At 59.9% G+C, this 21,971-nt stretch carries 19 protein-coding genes, 1 tRNA gene and 1 pseudogene; 9 read left to right on the top strand and 12 right to left on the bottom strand.

Going from position 1 to position 21,971, the window contains the following annotated elements:
• The first annotated feature begins 79 nt into the window (after positions 1–79).
• The 7 genes from DUT91_RS07255 to aat all read left to right on the top strand — a co-directional run bounded on the left by DUT91_RS07255 (position 80) and on the right by aat (position 8,726).
• On the top strand, positions 80–3,001 hold the full coding sequence (locus DUT91_RS07255; protein WP_114439746.1) for an Rne/Rng family ribonuclease: 2,922 nt from the start codon (positions 80–82) through the stop codon (positions 2,999–3,001).
• Positions 3,002–3,283: 282 nt separating this feature from the next.
• Entirely contained in the window at positions 3,284–4,645 is a 1,362-nt protein-coding gene (locus tag DUT91_RS07250; RefSeq protein ID WP_425373769.1) for a M48 family metalloprotease, read from the top strand.
• Between the two features lie 86 nt (positions 4,646–4,731).
• Entirely contained in the window at positions 4,732–5,562 is an 831-nt protein-coding gene (locus DUT91_RS07245) for a DsbA family protein (protein WP_114439744.1), read from the top strand.
• Positions 5,563–5,749: 187 nt separating this feature from the next.
• Complete coding sequence (aroQ, locus tag DUT91_RS07240; RefSeq protein WP_114439743.1) at positions 5,750–6,241, top strand: type II 3-dehydroquinate dehydratase; 492 nt, start codon at positions 5,750–5,752, stop codon at positions 6,239–6,241.
• Positions 6,242–6,269: 28 nt separating this feature from the next.
• A complete protein-coding gene (gene accB / locus DUT91_RS07235; RefSeq protein WP_114439742.1) occupies positions 6,270–6,728 on the top strand; it encodes an acetyl-CoA carboxylase biotin carboxyl carrier protein in 459 nt (152 codons plus the stop codon).
• A gap of 16 nt (positions 6,729–6,744) precedes the next feature.
• Positions 6,745–8,106: an acetyl-CoA carboxylase biotin carboxylase subunit gene (accC, locus tag DUT91_RS07230; protein WP_114439741.1), complete on the top strand. Its 1,362-nt coding sequence runs from the start codon at positions 6,745–6,747 to the stop codon at positions 8,104–8,106.
• 5 nt (positions 8,107–8,111) lie between these two features.
• Positions 8,112–8,726, top strand: a complete 615-nt coding sequence (gene aat / locus DUT91_RS07225) for a leucyl/phenylalanyl-tRNA--protein transferase (RefSeq protein WP_281032601.1) — start codon at positions 8,112–8,114, stop codon at positions 8,724–8,726.
• Positions 8,727–8,754: 28 nt separating this feature from the next.
• Here aat and DUT91_RS07220 read toward each other — a convergent pair.
• From DUT91_RS07220 to DUT91_RS07185, 8 genes and pseudogenes are all read right to left on the bottom strand, one after another.
• Positions 8,755–9,105: pseudogene (locus tag DUT91_RS07220) on the bottom strand (DUF2155 domain-containing protein); the annotation flags it as partial.
• Positions 9,106–9,322: 217 nt separating this feature from the next.
• Positions 9,323–9,721 (bottom strand): NADH:ubiquinone oxidoreductase subunit NDUFA12, encoded by a 399-nt coding sequence (locus DUT91_RS07215; RefSeq protein ID WP_114439738.1) that lies wholly within the window; start codon positions 9,719–9,721, stop codon positions 9,323–9,325.
• A 146-nt stretch (positions 9,722–9,867) separates the two neighbouring features.
• A complete protein-coding gene (locus DUT91_RS07210; protein ID WP_114439737.1) occupies positions 9,868–10,368 on the bottom strand; it encodes a GNAT family N-acetyltransferase in 501 nt (166 codons plus the stop codon).
• Position 10,369: 1 nt separating this feature from the next.
• Positions 10,370–11,869 (bottom strand): Asp-tRNA(Asn)/Glu-tRNA(Gln) amidotransferase subunit GatB, encoded by a 1,500-nt coding sequence (gatB, locus tag DUT91_RS07205; RefSeq protein WP_114439736.1) that lies wholly within the window; start codon positions 11,867–11,869, stop codon positions 10,370–10,372.
• Positions 11,870–12,050: 181 nt separating this feature from the next.
• Entirely contained in the window at positions 12,051–13,466 is a 1,416-nt protein-coding gene (gene tig / locus DUT91_RS07200; RefSeq protein WP_114440139.1) for a trigger factor, read from the bottom strand.
• 144 nt (positions 13,467–13,610) lie between these two features.
• Positions 13,611–13,693 (bottom strand) — tRNA-Leu (locus tag DUT91_RS07195).
• Positions 13,694–13,822: 129 nt separating this feature from the next.
• On the bottom strand, positions 13,823–14,398 hold the full coding sequence (locus DUT91_RS07190) for a GDYXXLXY domain-containing protein (protein WP_114439735.1): 576 nt from the start codon (positions 14,396–14,398) through the stop codon (positions 13,823–13,825).
• Entirely contained in the window at positions 14,395–15,507 is a 1,113-nt protein-coding gene (locus DUT91_RS07185) for a DUF2157 domain-containing protein (RefSeq protein ID WP_114439734.1), read from the bottom strand. Before DUT91_RS07185 ends, DUT91_RS07190 begins: the two co-directional genes overlap by 4 nt.
• Positions 15,508–15,764: 257 nt before the next feature.
• Here DUT91_RS07185 and DUT91_RS07180 point away from each other — a divergent pair, with 257 nt between their 5' ends.
• On the top strand, positions 15,765–15,911 hold the full coding sequence (locus tag DUT91_RS07180) for a DUF1127 domain-containing protein (protein WP_114439733.1): 147 nt from the start codon (positions 15,765–15,767) through the stop codon (positions 15,909–15,911).
• A gap of 301 nt (positions 15,912–16,212) precedes the next feature.
• Here the strand turns inward: DUT91_RS07180 and DUT91_RS07175 are convergent, their stop codons facing one another.
• Complete coding sequence (locus DUT91_RS07175) at positions 16,213–16,620, bottom strand: hypothetical protein (RefSeq protein WP_245419615.1); 408 nt, start codon at positions 16,618–16,620, stop codon at positions 16,213–16,215.
• 251 nt (positions 16,621–16,871) lie between these two features.
• Here DUT91_RS07175 and trmFO point away from each other — a divergent pair, with 251 nt between their 5' ends.
• On the top strand, positions 16,872–18,299 hold the full coding sequence (gene trmFO / locus DUT91_RS07170; RefSeq protein WP_114439732.1) for a methylenetetrahydrofolate--tRNA-(uracil(54)-C(5))-methyltransferase (FADH(2)-oxidizing) TrmFO: 1,428 nt from the start codon (positions 16,872–16,874) through the stop codon (positions 18,297–18,299).
• Here trmFO and DUT91_RS07165 read toward each other — a convergent pair whose 3' ends face one another.
• The 3 genes from DUT91_RS07165 to secD all read right to left on the bottom strand — a co-directional run bounded on the left by DUT91_RS07165 (position 18,300) and on the right by secD (position 21,911).
• Complete coding sequence (locus DUT91_RS07165) at positions 18,300–19,145, bottom strand: phytoene/squalene synthase family protein (protein WP_114439731.1); 846 nt, start codon at positions 19,143–19,145, stop codon at positions 18,300–18,302. It abuts the gene before it with no gap.
• A gap of 114 nt (positions 19,146–19,259) precedes the next feature.
• A complete protein-coding gene (locus DUT91_RS07160; RefSeq protein WP_114439730.1) occupies positions 19,260–19,649 on the bottom strand; it encodes an Mth938-like domain-containing protein in 390 nt (129 codons plus the stop codon).
• Between the two features lie 3 nt (positions 19,650–19,652).
• Positions 19,653–21,911, bottom strand: a complete 2,259-nt coding sequence (gene secD, locus DUT91_RS07155) for a protein translocase subunit SecD (RefSeq protein WP_114439729.1) — start codon at positions 21,909–21,911, stop codon at positions 19,653–19,655.
• Between the last annotated feature and the right edge of the window lie 60 nt (positions 21,912–21,971).

Genomic DNA, 21,971 nt, shown 5'->3' with positions numbered 1-21,971 from the left:
AGCGCTACAGGGCCGAACGCTAAGGAAGCGTCCGTCAGGCCTTTCGTCGCGCGCCCTTACGCCGGAGGGAAAAACAATAATGTCAAACAAAATGCTTATCGATGCCTCCCACCAGGAGGAGACGCGCGTTGTCGTAGTCCGCGGCAACCGGATTGAAGAATTCGACTTCGAATCCGAGCACAAGAAGCAGCTCAAGGGTAATATCTATCTGGCGCGCGTGACGCGTGTAGAACCTTCCCTTCAAGCTGCATTCGTCGAATATGGCGGCAATCGCCACGGATTTCTCGCTTTCAGCGAAATTCATCCCGACTACTACCAGATTCCCGTCGCAGACCGCATTGCCCTTCTCGAAGCCGAGGCACAGGCCGCCAGCGAAGAGGATGAGGACGACGAAGCCAATGCGCGCAGCGAACGGGCTGACCGGACTCGCCGCAACAAGCGTCGCGGAGGCGGCGGACGCTCCGAAGACGAGCCCGTGAAAGCGGAAAGCGGAGACGACGAATCGCCCGCCGACGAAGACAATGACGACCAGGATGGTACGTCGATCGCCGCCGCGGTCGAAAGCGATGTCATTTCGGAAGATATTCCGGAAGGCGCGGATCTGGCCGAGGACGATTCCGCGGAAGCATCCTCCACCGAGAGAGGCCAACGGCGCCCGTCGTCCAGACGCCGCCGGAAGGATGCCAGTGATGACAATGACGGTCCCCAGGACGAAGCCGATATTGTCGAGTCGGTCGGCGCGGAAGATGCGCTCGAGGAAGTGCCTACCCATCAGCGGACCCAGCGTCGCCAGTACAAGATCCAGGAAGTCATCAAGCGCCGGCAGATCCTGCTGGTCCAGGTGGTCAAGGAAGAGCGCGGCAACAAGGGCGCCGCGCTGACGACTTATCTTTCGCTGGCCGGCCGTTATTCGGTGCTGATGCCCAATACGGCGCGTGGCGGCGGTATTTCGCGCAAGATCACCAGCCCGCTCGACCGCAAGCGCCTGAAGGAAATCGTCAAGGAACTCGAAGTGCCGAAGGGCATGGGCGTGATCCTCCGCACCGCCGGCGCCAATCGCACCAAGGCGGAGGTCAAGCGCGACTATGAATATCTGATGCGGCTTTGGGAGAATGTCCGATCCCTGACGCTGCAATCCACCGCGCCTGCCCTCGTCTATGAGGAAGGCAGCCTGATCAAGCGTTCGATCCGCGATCTCTATAATAAAGACATCACGGAAATTCTCGTCGCTGGCGAAGACGGCTATCGCGAGGCCAAGGATTTCATGCGCATGCTCATGCCGAGCCATGCCAAGGTGGTGCAGCCCTATCGCGATCCGGTGCCGATCTTCGCCCGCAACGGCATCGAAGCGCATCTCGACCGCATGCTGCAGCCCCAGGTGACGCTGAAATCCGGCGGCTACATCATCATCAACCAGACGGAAGCGCTCGTCGCCATCGACGTCAATTCCGGCCGTTCGACTCGCGAACATTCCATCGAGGACACCGCGCTCCAGACCAATCTGGAAGCAGCCGAGGAAGTGGCGCGGCAGTTGCGCCTGCGCGATCTCGCCGGCCTCGTCGTCATCGATTTCATCGACATGGAGGAAAAGCGCAACAATCGTGCCGTTGAAAAACGCATGAAGGATTGCCTGAAGGACGACCGGGCGCGCATCCAGGTCGGACGCATCTCGCATTTCGGCCTTTTGGAAATGTCGCGCCAGCGCATCCGGGCATCTGTCCTTGAAAGCACGATGCAGGTCTGCGCCCATTGCGGCGGAACCGGCTATATCCGCTCCGCGTCTTCCGTGGCGCTGCATGTCATCCGTTCCATCGAGGAATACCTGCTGCGCCATTCGCAGAACAACATCATCGTGCGCACGCCGGTTTCGACCGCGCTCTATGTACTCAATCACAAGCGCAAGAACCTTGCCGATCTGGAAGCCCGCTTCGGCCTGACGATCGACATCGAAGCCGATGACAATGTCGGCTCGCAGCATCTCGCCATCGACAAGGGGACGCCTGCGCTCGGCCCCGTGAACCTTGCACCGGCCACCCTGCCCTATCCCGACCTCGATATCGAAGAAGAGGAAGTGGACGAGTTGGAAATCTCCTCTGACGACGAGGAGATCGAGGCGACTGAAGTCTCGACCGCCAAGGACGAACGTTCCAGGGATGATCAATCCGACGAGAGTGGACGCAAGCGCCGCCGCCGCCGTCGCCGCCGCGGAGGACGCGATCGCGACGGTCAGGAGAACGCCATCGCAGCCGATGCCTCATCTGGCGACGATCGCGAAATCGGCGAAGCGAGCGACACCTTGCAGGAGGACGGCGATGAGACCAGCCCGGCAGCCGCGTCAGATGCAGATGCCGCAGCGGCAGCCGAGGAAGAGCGCCGCAAGAAGCGCCGTCGCGGTCGTCGTGGCGGACGCAAGAACCGTCGCGGCGACGATGAAGCCAACGGCCAACTCGAAGCCTCGGCTGACGATGAAGTGCGTAGCGATTCGGATGAAGGCGAAACCGCTCCGGTTGCCGACCTGACGCCGGCTGCGGAGGAAGAGCCCATCGTTTCCCCGACCGACCCCGCCCCGGAAGATGCGGAGGCAGCCGCTGATATAGAAGGCAAACCTGTCAAGAAGCCCGCACGGCGCCGTACTGCCAAGGCAAAGCCTGTGGAAGAAGCGGTTGCGGAAGCCGTCGAAGACCTCGACGCGGCGCCTGCGGAAGAAGCGGTCGTGCCGGAGAAGCCGGCCAAGCCCGCCCGCAAGAGCCGGAAGAAGGTCGTGTCTGTTGCAGAGGTTGCTGAAGCTACCGAAGTCGTCCAGGCCGATGTAACGGCGGAAGCGCCGCAGACAGAGGAAAAGAGCGACGAAAAACCTGCAGAGCCAGTCGAGGAAAAGGTGGAAGTGACTCCGGCCCCAACCGCGCCAAGCAAGCCGGTGGTTACTTCGAATGCCTCTGGGGAAGAAGGCGCGACCAAGCCCAAGCGCGGCGGCTGGTGGCAGAAAAAGGGTTTCTTTTGAAAGATCCTAGCTAAATGAAAACAGAAAACCGGCGGAAACGCCGGTTTTTTTTGTTTATGTCCTGCCATCATGACAGCCATTTCGCCGTCCCGACTGCAGATCATCGTTCCTTCGACGTTGCTATCGTCAATCACGCCGCATAATTGCCCGATTACTATGTGCTTCACAACATTCGCACTATAAGATGCTTCAGCCATTCGAATCCGTGACCTGAACCCAATGATCTGAACCATGGGCCTTGCAGCTATCTTCCCACATTGCGATTTTCACCTGCTTGCCGCGATGCCGCGAAAGCTCGTTACCGCCGTGATGGCTGCCGCCGTCGGGCTGTTGCCCATTGTTCAGGCTCAGGCGCAGTCCAGATCTCTGCCTATCGTGCGCGATGCGGAGATCGAAGCCCTCGTTACCGATTACGCAGCACCGATCCTGAAGGTAGCGGGCCTGAACAGCCGCGGCATCCGCATCGTTCTGGTCAACAACAACAGTTTCAATGCCTTCGTCGATGGCAGGCGCATCTTCATCAATACCGGCACCCTGCTTCAGGCCGAAACGCCGAATGAGGTCATCGGCGTCATCGCGCATGAATCCGGCCATCTCGCAGGCGCGCATCAACAGCGCCTGCGCGAGCAGTTGCGCCGTGCCCAGACCATGGCCGTTATCGGCATGCTGCTTGGCATGGGCGCGACCGCGGCGGGCGCCGCATCAGGCAATAGTTCAGTTGCGGGTGCTGGCGGCGGCATCGCACTTGGCGGCACCGAAATGGCGATGCGCAACCTTTTAAGCTATCAGCGCACCGAAGAAATCACCGCAGACCGCTCCGCCATCACCTATCTCTCACAGACCGGTCAATCGGCGAAAGGGATGCTGTCGACATTCTCACGCTTCGCCAATGCGCTGTCGCTTACCGGAACCCGTGTCGATCCTTATCGCATCAGCCATCCGATGCCGCGCGAGCGTATCGCCAATCTGCAGACGCTGGCGCATGAGAGCCCCTATTTCGACAAGAAGGATCCCGAAGCGCTGCAACTGCGCCATGACATGATGCGTGCGAAGATTGCCGCCTATACGGCCGGTCCGGGCGGTGTGGCGCGCATCTTCCGCAACAATCAACGCGGCCTCGCCGCGCGTTATGGCGATGCGATCTCCACTTTTCTCCACGGATCGGCCAAAGCGGCGCTGCCGAAGATTGACGCGCTCATCAAGGAACAGCCGAAAAACCCGTATTTCCAGGAAATGCGCGGCGAAATCCTGCTGAAAGCCAATGATTCCGCAGGTGCGGCCAAGGCCTTCCAGCGCGCCGCCGCGCTTGATACGCGCAAGTCTGGCCTGATCCGCATGAGTTACGGCCGTGCGTTGATGCTGACGGGCGAGAAAAGCAACATGTCTTCGGCTATTCGCGAACTCAAGACCGGCGTGGTCCGCGATCCCGAATTTTCGGCCGGATACGGTTATCTCGCGCAGGCCTATGGACAGATGGGTGATATCGGAGAGGCCGAACTCGCCACGGCTGACATGCACTATTATTCTGGTAACATCCAGGAAGCGAGAATCTTCGCCACACGGGCACAACAGAAGCTGAAGCGCGGCTCGCCGGAATGGGTCCGTGCGCAGGATATCATCAACAGCAAAAAGCCACGCTCCTGAGTTCTTGTCTGGCAGCATGCCAATTCGATCAATACAACAGGCGGATATCCAGAAATCGGCCTCCGAAAACCGCGAACGGAAAAACGATGAAGAACGCAATCACCATAACGATAGCCAGTGGCGTGGTCGGGCTCGCAGCTCTTTTCCTGGGCTATCAAGCGGGAACCGCGCGCACGAGTTTGGATGCCTCCGATGCGCCGGCACAGTCCGCGCCGGTACAATTGGCCAGCGCTACGCCTGAGGGCGCGGCTCCTGACCGGGCCGCCATCGAGGCGATCGTGAAGGATTACCTGATCAGCAATCCTGAAATCATGATCGAAGTTCAAAATGCACTGGAAACGAAGCAGGCAGCAGCAGCCAAGACCGGCCAGCGCGCGGCGATCACGGCCAATGCCGACAAGCTGTTTCACTCGCCGATGGATGCCGTTTTCGGCAATCCCGATGGTGACGTCACGGTCGTCGAGTTCTTCGATTACAATTGCGGCTACTGCAAGCACGCCCTGCCCGACATGGACGCGGTGTTGAAAAACGACCCCAATGTCCGCTTCGTCATGAAGGAATTCCCGATACTCGGGCCGGATTCGGTCAAAGCCCATATGGTCGCGAAGGCCTTTCAATCGTTGATGCCGGGCAAATATCTCGAATTCCACCGCGATCTCCTCGGCCAGCAGGGCCGCGCCACGGAGCAGACGGCGATCGACATAGCGGTGAAACTCGGCGCCAACGAAGCGCAATTGCGTGAAAAGATGAAGTCGCCGGAAATCGCAACCGCCTTCCAGAACAACTATCAGATTGCCAATGCGCTCAACATCACGGGAACGCCTTCCTACATCATCGGCGACGAAGTGGTCCCAGGCGCCATCGGAGTTGAGGGGCTTGCCGAGAAAATCGCCGAGCAGCGCGACGCCAAAGGTTGAGACGGCCGAAAATTCGATGGGGAAACAGACTGAAATCCTGCTTTCTCCGCCATTTTCAGGCTTTTACCTTGCGCGCATCCCCTCTATATGGGATGCGCATCCTCATTCGATATCCGGAGCGGTATCCGGGCACCATCTCGGAATGCCGGTCACCCTTCAAAAACATCAGGTTGTACTGTAACCAGGAATGACACAGACGATTTTCGTCCTCAATGGCCCCAATCTCAACATGCTGGGAAAGCGTGAACCAGGGATCTATGGTGCCGTGACGCTGGCCGATATCGAGGCCGCCTGCCGCCGGGAGGCGGAGGCGCTGAACTTCGATATCGAGTTCCGGCAGTCCAACCATGAGGGCGACCTGGTGACCTGGATACAGGAGGCCGGCGAGCGCGGCGCCTTGGTGCTGATCAATCCCGCCGCCTACACGCATACGTCGATCGCGCTACAGGATGCGATCCGTGCCGCGAAGGTCACGGTCGTCGAGGTGCATCTTTCGAACATTCATGCCCGGGAAGCCTTCCGGCACAACTCATTCGTCTCAGCCGTCGCCAGAGGCGTTCTCTGCGGCTTCGGCGCGGAGGGATATGTGATGGGGCTGCGTGCGCTTGCGGCATTCGCCGAGCAGGACAAAACCCAGGCCGGAAAAGCCAGAACCGGGACAGGGCATGAAAAACAATAACGGGCAAAGCGGTAAAGGGGCCAGCAACATGGCAAACAGAAACGCAGGTATCGACAAGGAGATCATCCGTGATCTTGCAGAGATACTGAACCAGACAGACCTGACCGACATTGAAATCGAGCAGGGAGATCTGCGCATTCGCGTTTCGCGGCAGATCACCGTCCACGCGTCCGCCCCGCAGGCTTACGCTGCTCCCGCTCCCGCAGCACCGGCTCCGGTCGCAGTCGAAGCAGCCAAGCCCGCAGACGTCTCCAAGAATGCCGTCCCCTCGCCGATGGTCGGCACCGTCTATCTTGCGCCTGCGCCCGGTGCGCGGCCATTCATCGAAATTGGCCAGAAGGTCAAGGAGGGCCAGACCCTCATGATTATCGAGGCGATGAAGACGATGAACCAGATCCCGGCTCCCCGTTCAGGAACCGTGACAGCCATCCTTATCGAAGACAGCCAGCCCGTCGAATATGGCGAGCTGCTGATTGTCATCGAATAAGGGCGGACAGGACACGATGTTTCAGAAAATCCTCATTGCCAATCGTGGCGAAATAGCTCTCAGGGTGCTGCGCGCCTGCAAGGAGCTGGGCATCAAGACGGTGGCGGTGCATTCGACCGCCGACGCCGACGCGATGCATGTGCGCCTTGCCGACGAAAGCGTGTGCATCGGACCGCCGCCTTCGCGCGACAGCTATCTGAACATCCATCAGATCGTTGCGGCCTGCGAGATCACCGGCGCGGATGCCATCCATCCCGGCTATGGCTTCCTTTCGGAGAATGCCAAATTCGCCGAAATCCTCGAAGCGCATGACATAACGTTCATCGGCCCGACCGCCGCCCATATCCGCATCATGGGCGACAAGATCGAAGCCAAGCGAACCGCCAAACGTCTGGGTATTCCGGTGGTTCCGGGATCGGACGGCGGCGTCACCGACGATGTGGAAGCCGCGCGCATTGCAGCCGACATCGGCTATCCCGTCATCATCAAGGCCTCCGCCGGCGGCGGCGGCCGCGGCATGAAGGTGGCGCGCACGCCGGAAGACCTTTCCATCGCGCTCTCCACCGCCCGCTCCGAGGCCGGCGCCGCTTTCGGCGACGATGCCGTCTATATCGAGAAATATCTGGAAAAGCCGCGGCACATCGAGGTTCAGGTGATGGGCGATGGTGCAGGCAACGCCGTGCATCTGGGCGAGCGCGACTGTTCCCTGCAGCGCCGTCACCAAAAGGTCTGGGAAGAGGCGAACTCGCCGGCACTGAACGCCGAGGCGCGCGACAAGATCGGCATGATCGTCGCCAATGCCTGCGCCGAGCTCGGCTATCGGGGCGCGGGAACGATCGAGTTCCTCTATGAGGATGGCGAGTTCTATTTCATCGAAATGAACACCCGTCTCCAGGTCGAGCATCCCGTCACCGAAGCGATCACCGGCATCGATCTCGTGCATGAGCAGATCCGCATCGCTTCGGGCGCCGGATTGTCGGTAACGCAGAAGGATGTCCGCTTCTCCGGCCATGCCATCGAGTGCCGCATCAATGCAGAAGACCCGCGCACCTTCACGCCTTCGCCGGGTGTCATCACCCATTTCCATACGCCAGGCGGCCTCGGCATTCGCGTCGATTCGGGTGTTTATTCCGGCTACAAGATCCCACCCTATTACGATAGCCTGATTGGCAAGCTGATCGTGCACGGACGCAATCGCGTCGAATGCATGATGCGGCTGCGCCGCGCGCTGGACGAGTTCGTCGTGGACGGCATCAAGACGACGCTGCCGCTGTTCCAGGATCTCATCAGCAATCCTGACATCGCCAATGGCGATTACGACATTCACTGGCTCGAGAAATATCTCGCCAGCCAGGCCGCCGACAATCTGGGGAACTGACCAGGGTGGCGCCAGGACGACCGGCGGATGATAATCATATTTCGCCCGATCTTCTTTTGCGTGCCTACGCCACGGGCGTCTTTCCGATGGCCGAGGACGCCGATGACCCGGAAGTCTTCTGGGTCAGGCCGCAGAAGCGCGGCATCATACCGCTCGACCGCCTCCATGTTCCGCGCAGCCTGAGAAAGATCATCAGGCAGCGCCGTTTCGAGATCAGGCTCGATACGGATTTTGAAGGCGTCATCGAAGGCTGCGCGACGGGTACGGGCAAGCGTGCGCGCACATGGATCAACCAGCCGATCCGTGAAGTCTATCGTGCCCTCTTCCAGCGCGGTCACTGCCATACGGTCGAAGCCTGGCGCGAAGGTCATCTGGTCGGAGGTCTCTACGGCGTAACGCTTGGCCGGGCGTTCTTCGGCGAAAGCATGTTCTCCAGGGAGCCGGATGCCTCGAAGGTGTGTCTCGTGGCCCTGGTGGAGCATCTGACCGAGCGGGGTTTCACCCTGCTCGACACGCAGTTCACCACGCAGCATCTGGAACGCTTCGGAGCCATCGACGTGCCGCGAAAGCGCTATGAGCGGATGCTGGAGGAAGCGCTGCTCGGCGCGGCCCAGTTTTAAGTAATTGCGTTTAAATAATTGCGGGCGTTCAGTTCGTCGCTCGAGCGGGCGAAGGGACAGTCGACTGCTGCTTGCAGTCCTTCAACCAGACGTCATAGACGGGATGCTCGATGGCGTTCAGACCGGGGCTGTCGGCAAACATCCAGCCCGAAAATATGCGCTGGATTTTCCTGTTCAGGGTGATCTCATCGACTTCGATGAAGCTGTCGGTCTTCGGCGCCTCGTCGTCGGTGCGGGAATAACAGACGCGCGGCGTGACCTGCAGCGCGCCGAACTGGACCGTTTCGTCGATATAGACGTCGAAAGTGGTGATCCGCCCGGTAATCTTATCGAGGCCGGAAAACTCGGCAATGGGATTGGATATGCGCTCGGCGGCAGCGGGACCGGCGAAAGAAACCAGAATGCACAATGCAGCCGCAGCCCTGGCCAGAAACCGTTTGTCGAAGCTTCGCGTCGCATGGCAGTTCATTGTCAAATCGGCTTCCGCATGATTTCGATTGGCAGATCTTGTAGCAGCCCGATCACCAACACTTCATTAACCCTGCCACACTCCTTAACCAAAGAATATGGCCGATCAAGGCGGCAGGATGTGAAAGTCAGCTGCCCGGCGTCCAGGCATCGTAATCGCCCGTGACCTTCGGACGCTCGCCCAGATTGGCAATCGAGCCCTTCGGCCTGTAGGCGGCGGGCGTGCCGGTCAGATTGGGCTGAAACGGCTTCTGCCATTCGCGGGGCTTGTAATCCTCCTGCGACGGCGGCGTATCGACACGATGATGCATCCAGCCGTGCCAGCCTGCGGGGATGGAGGAGGCCTCGGCATAGCCGTTGTAGATCACCCAGCGGCGCGTGCGCCCCTCGGAATCGGTTCCGCCCTGATAATAGACATTGCCGAATTCGTCCTCGCCGACGCGCTGGCCCTTGCGCCATGTATGAAAGCGCGTACCGAGCGTCTGGCTGTTCCACCAGGTGAAAAACTGAAGCAGAAAACTCTTCATGGCGTTTCCAAGTCCAAGCCGTCTCTCGTCAAGATCGTGATCGGTTGCGAGAGAATAATGAGAAGAATGTGCCCTGCTTATGGCCGTATCGTCCGGTCAAGGCAAGGGTCAAGTTGACGCTGGCAGGGCAAACACGGGTAAAGGGACTATAGCGACCAGTCGGCAAGCGCCTTTTCGAGCGTCAGCACCGCAATGCCCGAATCCGGCTCGCCCCAGTTCTCCGTGCGGGCGGTCCGGGTGTATCCTTTGGCTTCGTAGAATTGCACGGCCTTGCCGTTTTTCTCAATCACATCGAGCCGCAGCTTGCGGGCATTCGGGAACGCACTTTCGATTTCGACGAGGAGTAGAGTGCCGATACCCTGCGCCTGCTTTTCCGGCCTGACATAGAGCTGATGTAGATTGGCCAGCGTCTGGTCGCTCTGGCTGGCAAAGGCCATTCCATGCAGATCCGACCCGTCATCGGCCAGGACGAATTCCGAATAGGGCTTGGCCAGTTGCTTCTTCAAGGCATCGAGCGAGTGCCATTTATCGGTGATGGCGTTCACCTTCTCGACACCCAGTACATCATCGAAGGTCGCATGCCAGGTCTCGACCAGAAGGTCCCGAACGGCGGAAATGTCGTCCTTGGTAGCAGTTCTCAGCCACATCTCATTCGATACCCAGTTTTGCCTTCACCAGATCATTGACCGCCTGCGGGTTGGCTTTGCCGCCGGTTGCCTTCATCACCTGACCGACGAACCAGCCGGCAAGCGTCGGCTTGGCGCGGGCCTGCTCGACCTTCTCGGGATTGGCAGCGATCACCTCGTCCACCGCCTTTTCAATGGCCCCGGTATCCGTCACCTGTTTCAGGCCGCGCTCTTCCACAAGCGCCTTGGGATCGCCGCCCTCGCTCCAGACAATCTCGAACAAATCCTTGGCGATCTTGCCGGAAATCGTGCCTTCCTTGATGAGATCGATGATTCCGCCAAGCTGATCGGGTGTTACAGGCGAATGTTCTATATCTTTTCCGGCCTTGTTCAGGGCGCCGAGAAGATCGTTGATGACCCAGTTGGCAGCGGTCTTGCCGTCCCGCCCCTTGGCGACCGCCTCGTAATAATCGGCAATGGCTTTCTCGGAGACGAGAATGGAGGCATCGTAGACCGAAAGGCCCTGCTCCCGGATCAACCTTGCCTTCTTGTCGTCAGGCAGTTCCGGCAATTCGGCCGCCAACGCATCGACGAAAGCCTGGTCGAACTCGAGCGGCAGCAGATCCGGATCGGGGAAATAGCGGTAGTCATGCGCCTCTTCCTTGGAGCGCATGGAGCGCGTCTCGCCCTTGACCGGATCGAACAGTCGCGTTTCCTGATCGATGGTCCCGCCATCCTCCAGGATGGCGATCTGCCGGCGCGCCTCATATTCGATCGACTGGCCGACAAAACGGATGGAGTTGACATTCTTGATCTCGCAGCGCGTGCCGAACGGCTCGCCCGGGCGGCGCACGGAGACATTGACGTCGGCGCGCATCGAGCCCTCGTCCATGTTGCCGTCGCAGGTGCCGAGATAGCGCACGATGGTGCGCAGCTTGGTCAGATACGCCTTCGCCTCGTCCGGCGAGCGGATATCGGGCTTTGAGACGATCTCCATCAGCGCCACGCCGGAGCGGTTCAGGTCGACATAGGACATGGTTGGATGCTGGTCGTGCAGCGACTTGCCGGCGTCCTGTTCCAGATGCAGCCGCTCGATTCCCACTTCGATGTCCTCGAACTGGCCTTTTGTGTCAGGTCCGACGGAAACCGTGACGACGCCCTCGCCCACGATCGGCTGCTTGAACTGCGAAATCTGATAGCCCTGCGGCAGGTCTGGATAGAAGTAATTCTTCCGGTCGAAGATCGATTTCAGGTTGATCTGCGCCTTGAGGCCAAGCCCGGTGCGCACAGCCTGCTTGACGCATTCCATATTGATCACCGGCAGCATGCCCGGCATGGCGGCATCGACGAGTGAGACGTTGGAATTCGGCTCGGAGCCAAACGAGGTCGAAGCGCCGGAGAAAAGCTTCGAATTCGACGTTACCTGGGCATGGACCTCCAGGCCGACGATCACTTCCCACTCACCGGTGGCTCCGGAAATAAGACGTTTGGGTTCAGGTGTGCGCGTATCGATGAGTGTCATGCTGGCTCGTCATTGCTGGATTATGTCCCTTATTCGCTAGTGCAAAGCACCGGCTGAGGCAAGAGCCGAAACGGCAATTGGCGCGTGGTGGCGTCCAGCCCCAGTGATCGCGGGAAATTCCTGCCTCTCAAAATGAAAAGGCCGCCCGGAAGGCGGCCTCTTGATTATACGAGTGAGCTGATCACTCTTCGTCTTTTTTCTTCGCTGCGGCCTTCTTCTTCGGCGCGGCTTTCTTCGCGGGCTTTGCTGCGCTGTCCGCGGTTTCGTCCTCGGCCATCAGCTCTTCCTTGCTGACCTTCTTGTCGGTCACCTGGATCGATGCCAGCAGATGATCGACGACCTTTTCCTCGAAGATCGGCGCGCGCAGATTGGCGACGGCATCCGGTGTCCGGCGGAAGAACTCATAGATCTGCTGCTCCTGGCCGGGATAGCGGCGAACCTGGTCGTAAAGAGCACGCTGCAGTTCGTCTTCCGTCACCTCGATGCCGGCTTTGTCGCCGATCTCGGAGAGGACCAGGCCAAGGCGCACGCGGCGTTCGGCCAGCTTGCGGTATTCTTCGCGGGCGGCTTCTTCAGTCGTCTCTTCATCCTCGAAGGTACGGCCGGCTTCCTGCAGATCGTTGTTGATCTGCATCCAGATATTGTTGAACTCCGCATCGACGAGCTTCTGCGGCGCTTCGAACTGGTATTCGCCATCGAGCGCATCGAGAATCTGCCGCTTCACCTTCTGGCGGGTGAAGGAGCCGTACTGGCTCTCGATCTGCTCGCGGATCACCTGGCGCAGCCGATCCATCGATTCGATGCCGAGCTTCTTGGCCGTCTCGTCATTAAGTTCGAGTTCACCCGGCTTGGCGACTTCCTTGACGGTGATGTCGAAGGTCGCGTCCTTGCCGGCCAGCTTCTCCGCGCCATATTCGGCGGGGAAGGTCACGTTGATCTGCTTCTCGTCGCCGGCCTTGGCGCCGATGAGCTGCTCTTCGAAGCCCGGAATGAACTGACCCGAACCGAGCACCAGTTGCGCATCCGTATCGGCACCGCCATCGAAAGGCTCGCCGTCGAGCTTGCCGAGATAGTCGATGGTGACGCGGTCGCCATCCTCGGCCTTGCCCTTCTTCGTCTCGAAGCTGCGGGTGGAAGAGGCGGCGCGCTTGACCTGCTCATCGATCTCTTCATCGGTGACGTCGACGATCTCGCGCGTTACGGAGATGCCCGTCACGTCCTTCACTTCGATCTTCGGCAGGACTTCATAGTTCAGCGAGAAGATGAAATCGGCCTTGCCGTCGAGGACCTTTTCGGCCTCTTTCTCGTCTTCGCTCATGACGATCTCCGGCTGGGTCGCCGATTTCTCGTTGCGGTCGGAGAGAACCGAGCGGGGAGTCTCGCTGAGAATCTCGTTGACCACTTCGGCCATGAAGGACTTGCCATAGACCTTGCGCAGATGCGCAGGCGGCACCTTGCCCGGACGGAAGCCGTTGATGCGCACCCGCGACCGGGCATTCTCGAGGCGCTCTGAGAGCTTCGCTTCGAGATCCTTGGCCGGAACCACGACTTTGATCTCGCGCTTCAGCCCTTCATTGAGCGTTTCGGTAACCTGCATGTCCAAACCTTCATTTTTCCGCCGCATGATCTTCTCCAAAAAGTTGCAGCTTTTTGGGATCGTGCTCTTCGTTGCATTGCCCCGCCGTCACCGGCCATTTTGCCCTGTAAGCGGGAGAAACTGTTTGCCCTCGTGGCCTTTCGCTGGTGCGGATGGAGGGACTCGAACCCCCACGGTCTCCCGCCAGAACCTAAATCTGGTGCGTCTACCAATTTCGCCACATCCGCTTCAGAGCGTGACCACCCTCGAAAGCGCGCGTCTCTATATCATCCAATTTTCAGTGTTCAAAGGAAAAAACCGTCCGTTTCGGCGAGAATAACCCCTCGCCTACCGATTTCCGGCAAAAGCCCGCAGTTTCAGTATAGCGGTTCTTCGTAAAGCGGTTTTCCATTCTCCTTCAGCGCCTTGATCTGCGCTTCTCCGGATGCAGAAACGGCGATAACCGCCTGGATATTCTGCTGCCGCTGCGCGTCATCGATGGCGGCACCTTCACCTTCCGGAATGTAATAGCGTTCTATGCCATAATCAACGCCGACAAGTGCATCCGGCTGGGCGGGCGGGGCGTAACGGGTGCGCCCCTTGAGCATGATTTCGTCCGCCGCGATATCCTTGATCGGCTGGAAGGAGGCGCGCGAAAACTGCCAGTTTTCATTGGGGCCCGGCTTCACCGTCACGTAGATATTCGAATTTTCGGTTTCGCTGTCGGGTTTTCCTGCGATGTCCGAGCGCTTGATCGAGGAAATGCCATAGCCAAGGGTGACATAGTCGCCGCGCATTAGATCGCGCGGGTCCACCGGCTGTGTCAGAAGCACTATGTCTTTGCCGTCACGCAGGATCGAGGCCCGCTTTACGATGCTGGCATAGAGAATACTGGACTGGAACAAGGCGACGAGAGCCGCCATGGCGAAAAGCCAGACTGGCTTGTTTCTCATGCGCTTGCCCCCGCCTTGGGATTTTTTTCATGAAGCCGCCGCTCCATCCGCGCCACGAAGGCTGCCAGAAGAAGAAGAAGAATACCCGCCGTGAGAAAAAACCCTGATGTACCGACCAAGGTGCCGACGGTCACGAAGGCCAGATAGAGCACCTCAAGCGAGAACGCGACATAGGCGATCCAGCGCACCGAGCGGTTTCTCCGGCCCGAAAGCGCCAGCGCACCGATCGAAAGCCCGAGGATGAGGATGCCGAACATCACCCGCCCGGACGCATCCCGCACGATATCTTCGAACTGCATGACGGACAGGGCCAAAAGCGTTGCGGCAAGCCCATAGGCCGCAAGCGCCGGACCGAAACTGCCGATCCTGTCAGACAAATCGGGACGAAAACCGTCGAGGAGGAAAAGCGCGAGGCCGATTGCCCCCGTCAGCCAAAGCACCGTCAGCGAATTGAGATCAAAATAGCTGATCAGGAAAAAGGCCAGCAGGAACAGCGCCACGAGATCGGCCGTCGCACGACTCTTCGTGTACCAGGCAAGCCCTGCCCCGAGCGCCGCCAGCACCGGTGCAACCCACAGATACTGCCTGTCGGGATAGAAGCCGTCGCTCAGGAAGGAAAAGAGGTAGAAACAGGCGATTGCCATGCCAGTTATGGCCAGAGCCCTGGACTTCAGCAGCAAGGCTGCGACCATGACCCCAACTGTCCAGACCAGCGCGGCCAATGCAGCATCGCCGGAGAGATGATACATCTGCCCGATCAGCGCAATGCCGGCGCCGAAAGCGATGGCCGCGATGATATAGAGCACCGGGGAGAAAACCGTATCACCGCGGCTCTGACGCCAGGCGCCGCCGAGATATCCGGTCCAGATCACCGCGAATATCATGAAGACCCGCAACAGGCGGGGCATCGCCTCCCAATTGGCTGCGATAAGCGTAATGATGGCGACGCCGAGCAGAACGGCGCCGAGAACAGCCAGCGTATTGCCGAGGCCGAAACGACGTCCCTGGCTTCTCACATCGGAGAGAAGCGCTTCGGCCGTCTCCTCGTCGATAAGGCCATTCTTTTGCCAGCGCGCTATATAGGCCCGGACGGAGATGGGAAATGGCACGCTGAACTCCTGATTCGTGCGGCTGCAAAATCAGCACACATTACCCCAGGATCGGCAGATCAAGAACAGCCAAGAATTCGGCTAGCGCCATTCATGCGTATTGTGCGATGCACAAAAATTAAAATCGATTAATGACGCGTTGCAACAATTGCAGGTCAGCTATGCAATCTTGGGCCTGCAACCCAGGCAAAAGCTGGATTATATGTGGGTCACGATCGAAACAGCGATCAACGAGATACATTAGAAGGTTGACTGACATGAACCTGATCCGCTCCTACAACAACTGGCGCCGTTTCCGCGACACCGTTGGTGAACTGAACCGCCTTTCGAACCGCGAACTGAGCGACCTCGGCATCTCCCGCGCCGACATTCCTTACGTCGCCCGCCAGTCCGGCACGCGCTAAGAACCATACGGCGCGTCGAGCGTCTGACCGAATATCGCGAGAGCTTACCTCCTCCCAAGCTCGAGCGATCAAAGGCCGGCATTCCTCCTCCCAGCCGGCCTTACCTAATGGCACTCGCTGTACCTCCTCCCACAGCGAGTGCCGTTAACTTCAAAGAATAACGAATATCGCGAGAGCTTATCCTCCTCCCAAGCTTGAGCGATCAAGGGCTGGCACTCCTCCTCCCAGTCAGCCTTTACCTAACGACACCCGCCGCACCTCCTCCCGCGGCGGGTGTTGTTTATTCAGCGCGGATTCCGCCTCATCGTTCCCCGCCGACCCCTCGTCGCTTCCATTCCGACAGCTTCATCACGTCGGGCGGCCCGCCCCCGGGATCGAACCAGGAATCGACCGCCCAGAGCACGCCTTGCTCATCCCTCAGAACTGCCGTCCAATGGGGATATCGCCCATCAAGAAAGAAGCCGCGCGATGTCTTGCGCGCCACGCGGTGATGGCTGAGCCAGCCCTTCGCCTCCATAAACTTCAGGAAATGGTCTGTATTGGTGGATTCGTCGATGCAATCCATCTGGCCCACGATGCGCGCCTTGCCGAACTCCATCCTTGGCTTGTCGCGCACACCGATGACAGCAACGCTGCGTTCTTCGAAGATCGCCAGCGCATCGCGTAGGGCCCCGCGCTCAGCTTCAGCGGATTTCTGGCCCTGCGCCATGATTGCCGTGATCTTTTTCAGGTCGTCGGAACTAAGCGTTACGAGCGTCGTACGATAGCAGCCATAGCCATGGCAGATCCTGAAGCGCGGCGCCTGTGCTTGCGCAGAATCTGCGCCTGCGAGAAGCAGCAGGAAAAAGAGCCCGGCCCGTGTCCCTCCAGACAGTGTGCTTCTCCTCCAACAGATGGTGAATGGCGAACTGCATGCGGTTCGCCGTTGAAGCCCGCTGAATAAGACGCTAAGTGAAACCCATGCCAAATTCAAAGTCAAAACAGCCTATCCACATCATTGGCGGCGGTCTCGCCGGCTCGGAAGCCGCATGGCAGATAGCCCAAGCAGGAATTCCGGTCGTCCTCCATGAAATGCGGCCGGTTCGCGGAACGGATGCGCACAAGACGGACGGACTTGCCGAACTCGTCTGTTCCAACTCGTTCCGCTCCGACGACGCCGAAACCAATGCCGTGGGCGTGTTGCATGCCGAGATGCGGCTGGCCGGTTCGTTGATCATGGCAAGCGCGGATGTGCACCAGGTACCAGCCGGCGGCGCGCTGGCGGTCGACCGGGACGGTTTTTCGCAAGGCGTCACCGCGAAACTCGAAGCCCACCCGTTGATCACGATCGAACGCGAGGAAGTCACCGGTCTGCCGCCCGCCGATTGGGGCCAGACCATCATCGCGACGGGTCCGCTGACCGCGCCTGGCCTTGCCGAGGCGATACGGACGGAAACCGGCGCCGACGCCCTCGCCTTCTTCGACGCCATCGCGCCGATCGTCCATTACGACAGCATCGACATGAATGTCTGCTGGTTCCAGTCGCGCTACGACAAGGTCGGCCCGGGCGGCACCGGCAAGGACTACATCAACTGCCCGATGACGAAGGAGCAGTACGAAACCTTCGTCCAGGCGCTGATCGACGGCGAGAAGACCGAATTCAAGCAATGGGAAGGCACGCCCTATTTCGACGGTTGCCTGCCGATCGAAGTGATGGCGGAACGCGGACCCGAAACGCTGCGCCATGGACCTATGAAGCCGATGGGTTTGACCAACGCCCATAATCCTGCGGTGAAAGCCTATGCCGTGGTGCAGCTTCGCCAGGACAATGCGCTCGGCACGCTCTACAACATGGTCGGCTTCCAGACGAAACTGAAATATGGCGCGCAGACCGCCATTTTCCGGCTCATCCCGGGCCTGGAAAACGCCGAGTTTGCCAGGCTCGGCGGTCTGCACCGCAACACCTATCTGAACTCACCGCTGCTGCTCGATGGCTCGCTGCAGCTCAAATCCCGGCCAGGCCTGCGCTTCGCCGGACAGATCACCGGTTGCGAGGGTTACGTGGAATCGTCGGCCATCGGGCTCCTAGCCGGGCGCTTCGCCATAGCCGAACATTGTGGTGAGGAGCCGTCGCTGCCGCCGGAGACGACGGCGTTCGGCGCGCTATTGGGCCACATCACCGGCGGCCATCTCGTTTCCGAGGATGAACCGGGGAAGCGTTCATTCCAGCCGATGAACGTCAATTTCGGCCTGTTTCCCCCGATTGAAACGCCGAAAACCGAGGGAAAGCGCCTGCGCGGCAAGGAAAAGACCAATGCCAAGAAGCGCGCACTGAGTGCCCGGGCACTCGCCGATTGCCGGGCATGGCTGGGCCTGCCCCCGGCTGCTGCAGCAACTGCGGCTGAATAATCAGAGGCTGCCGGAAGTGGCCGCCCGGAATATGATCCATTGCCGCCGCAGCGGCGAGATCTCGGTGATCTCTTTGGCAGCATCGCCGCCCTTGCGCATGACGGCCTTGAGATAGGCAGGCACGAGCGCGATAGGGAGATAGGCCGGCTTGAGCGAAGCGGGCAGCGTACCCTTGACCGCGTTGAAAGCGGCGAGGTGATGCTGCGCCAGCGCTGCCATTGCCGAGACCACGCGGCTGAGCGCGTCTTTGTCTGTACCGGCTAGCAGGATATCGGGGCTAGCGCCGACGGCTTTCAAGATATCCGCAGGCACGAAGACCTGGCCCCGCCTGCGGTGCAGCGGTAACAGCCGCAACAGGCCGGTCACGCCCTGCGCAACGCCCGCATGGCCGGCAAGCTCGGCGAAGCGCGGCGCTGCCTCGCTGTCCAGGACGAGGCTTGCAAGCTGGATCAGGGCCGATGCGGTCTCGCCGCAATAGCCTTCCAGATCATTGCGGCTCGGCATCGGGTCGTCGTAGAGATCGAAAATCCGCGCTTCGCAGTAATTGTCGAATGCAGCGCGTGGCAGGCGATAGAGATCAATCGTTTTCAGGAGCGCTGCGGCGATCGGGTGGCCCGCCGCCGCGCCATGTTCGGTGCCGTTGACGAGATCGCGCCACCATTGCAACCTGACTTCACCGGGCAGCGGGTCGTGTACCACGTCGCGGATGCGCGCTATTTCCGCATTGAAGGCATAGAGCGCCGCAAGGGATCCACGCTTTTCCTCCGGTGCATAGAGCACCGAGAGATAGCGGTCGCGGTCTGCATCGCGCAGGAAGTCCATACAGTGGGTTTCGTTTGCATCCATCGGGGGACATCCATCGGCAAAGCTTACAGTAAACTGTCTTGAAGCGGTTTTTGTTCTGAAAGCAGTCTCTGCCTCACCAGGAGAAACCGCGAACTTTCCTGAACGCACGACGCTTTAATCGACGGCGATCAGGACCGCGGCAACCGCCCGTTCTTCGGCGAGCAATACGTTATAGGTGCGCACCGCTGCGCCCGTGCTCATGGGATCGGCCGAAATACTGTATTCGCGCAGAACGGCGCGCAGATCCTCAGGCAGCCGGCGCAGATCGGTTCCTGTCCCGACCAGCAGGATTTCGATCTGGTCGGCTTCCGCGATGATCCTGTCGATATCGCCTACGCCCAGCAAAGGCGGCGTCTTCGGCTCCCAGCCATAGATGCCGGACGGCAGGCAAAAGATGGAGCCGCGATGGGACATGTCGGCAAACCGGAACCCGCCATTGCCGTAGGCGTCGATGGGCGCGCGGCCGGGAAAGTGTGCGTCGCGGATTTCAATGCCCTTGTTCATGGATCACATTTCCGGCGCGGCCGGCTGCGCCGTGCCGCCGCGCGGTCCCGCACGGGTTTTCATGCCGAGAACGACCAGGAGCGGCCCGGCGATGAAGATGGACGAATAGGTTGCGACAACGATGCCGATGCCGAGCGTCAGCGCGAAGGACCGCATGTCGGCACCGCCGAAGACATAAAGAGCGATCAGCGCCAGCAGTGTCACGACCGAGGTCAGGATGGTGCGCGACAGGGTCTGGTTGATCGAAGTGTCAACCAGCGCGGTTCTCGACACCAGATCGTTCCGCTTCAGGTTTTCGCGCACGCGGTCATAGATCACAACCGTATCGTTGAGCGAATAGCCTATCACGGTCAGGATCGCGGCGATGCTCCACAGGTTGAATTCCAGCCCGAACACGATGAAGACGCCGGCGAGAAGGATGACGTCATGGATCGTCGCCAGAACCGCGCCGAGCGCGAACTGCCATTGAAAGCGCAGCCAGACATAGGCGAAGATCGCCAGGAGCGACAGGATGATCGCCATCGTGCCCGCCCGGGACAATTGCGAGGAGACCGTTGGTCCGACCACATCAACGCGCTGGAAACTGTAATCATCCTCCAGTTCGCCGCGCAGTTTGACGGCCACCGTCTGCTCCGCATCTTCGCCGCCTTCCTGGCTGCCGACGGTAATCATAACCGACCGGGGTGAAAGCGGTTCGACTTTGGCGTCGCTGATATTAAGCTCCGCCAGGCGGTTTTCGATATCGGCCAGATCGGCGTTTCCCTGCCGGGCCTGAAGCTCAACCTGCGCTCCGCCGCGAAAATCGATGCCGTATTTCATGCCGAAAACGGCGAAGAGAGCGATGACGGCAATGCTTGCCAGCGTCGATACGCCGAGTGTCAGGCCGCGCAGACGCATGAACGGGATGTTTGTGCGCGACGGCACCAGCTTCAGGAACCGTCCTGGAACCCGTGTCGGCTTGGCCGCCCCGAACCATTCCGAAATCATCAGACGCGTGAAGGTGAACGTCGTAAAGAGCGTCGTGACAATACCGATGGCGACCGTGAGCGCGAAACCTTGCACCGCACCACTGCCGAGAATGAACAGAACCAGTGCGGCGATCAATGTCGTCAAATTGGCATCGATGATGGTGGAAAGAGCGCGTGAGAAGCCGGATTCGATTGCCTGCTGCACGGGGGCGCCGTTGCGGCTGTCCTCGCGGATGCGCTCATAGATCAATATGTTGGAATCAACCGCCATGCCGATGGTGAGCACGATGCCAGCGATACCGGCAAGGCCGAGCGGCTCGCCGATTACACCCAGCGCCGCCACGATCAACGCGACATTGACCACCAGAGCGATATCCGCGATGAGCCCCAGGAGCCCATAGGACAACACCATGAAAACAGCGACGAGGAGCGCCGCGATAACGATCGCGATCCTGCCGGTGCTGGCCTGGTTTTCGCCGAGAGAGGAGCCGATGGTGCGCTCTTCCAGAACCGTGACGGAAGAAGGAAGCGCCCCCGCGCGCAGCACCACGGCAAGATTGCTGGCGGCCTGCAGGTCGAATGCGCCCGAGATCTGGAGCTGGCCTTCGCCAATCTGCTCCCGGATGATTGGTGCCGAGATCACCTGATTATCGATCACCAGCGCGATCGGCTTGCCGATATTGGCGGCCGTGGCTTCGGCAAGACGCTGCTTGCCGGCGGCATCAAGGGTCAGCGTGATGATGCCGTCCTGCGTGCCTGTATCGACCCCAGCCTCCGCGCCGACGATATTCCTGCTGGAAATGATTTCGTCGCGAAGAACAAGGTATCCGACCGGCGGATCGTCGGCGGAATAGAGGATTTCGGATCCCTCCGGCGGCGAGCCGGCGATCGCCTGGTCCACCGGCATCGATTCATCAACCAGATGGATGGAGAAACTTCCCTCCAGGCTCAGGATATCCTTCAGGAGCTGGGCGTCGTAGAGACCTGGGACCTCGACCCTGATCTGGTCCCTGCCCTGCTTCTCGATGAGCGGATCCGTATAGCCGAGCTCCGCCAGGCGCCGCTTCATCACGGCGATCGTCGCATCGGCCGTGGCGATCTGTTCGGCCGGCAATTGCAGGAGCAATCGCGATCCGCCAGCCAGATCAAGGCCCAGAGCCACCTGACGCTTCGGCAGCCAGTCGGGCAAGGCCGCGAGCTGTGTTTGCGGCAACAGGCTGGGGAGCGCCAACAGGATGCCTGCCGCCACGAACAACCAGATAAGAACCGACTTCCAGCGCGAGAAATAGAGCATCAGGTGCCAATCAGTCAGGCCACGCCGCGGTCAGATCATCTCACCTGGATGCGGCATGCG

The organism is Paramesorhizobium salinisoli (assembly GCF_003335045.1).
Lineage (GTDB): Bacteria > Pseudomonadota > Alphaproteobacteria > Rhizobiales > Rhizobiaceae > Paramesorhizobium > Paramesorhizobium salinisoli.
The sequence above is the reverse complement of the archived record's forward strand: the minus strand, read 5'-3'. Positions and strand labels throughout refer to the sequence as shown.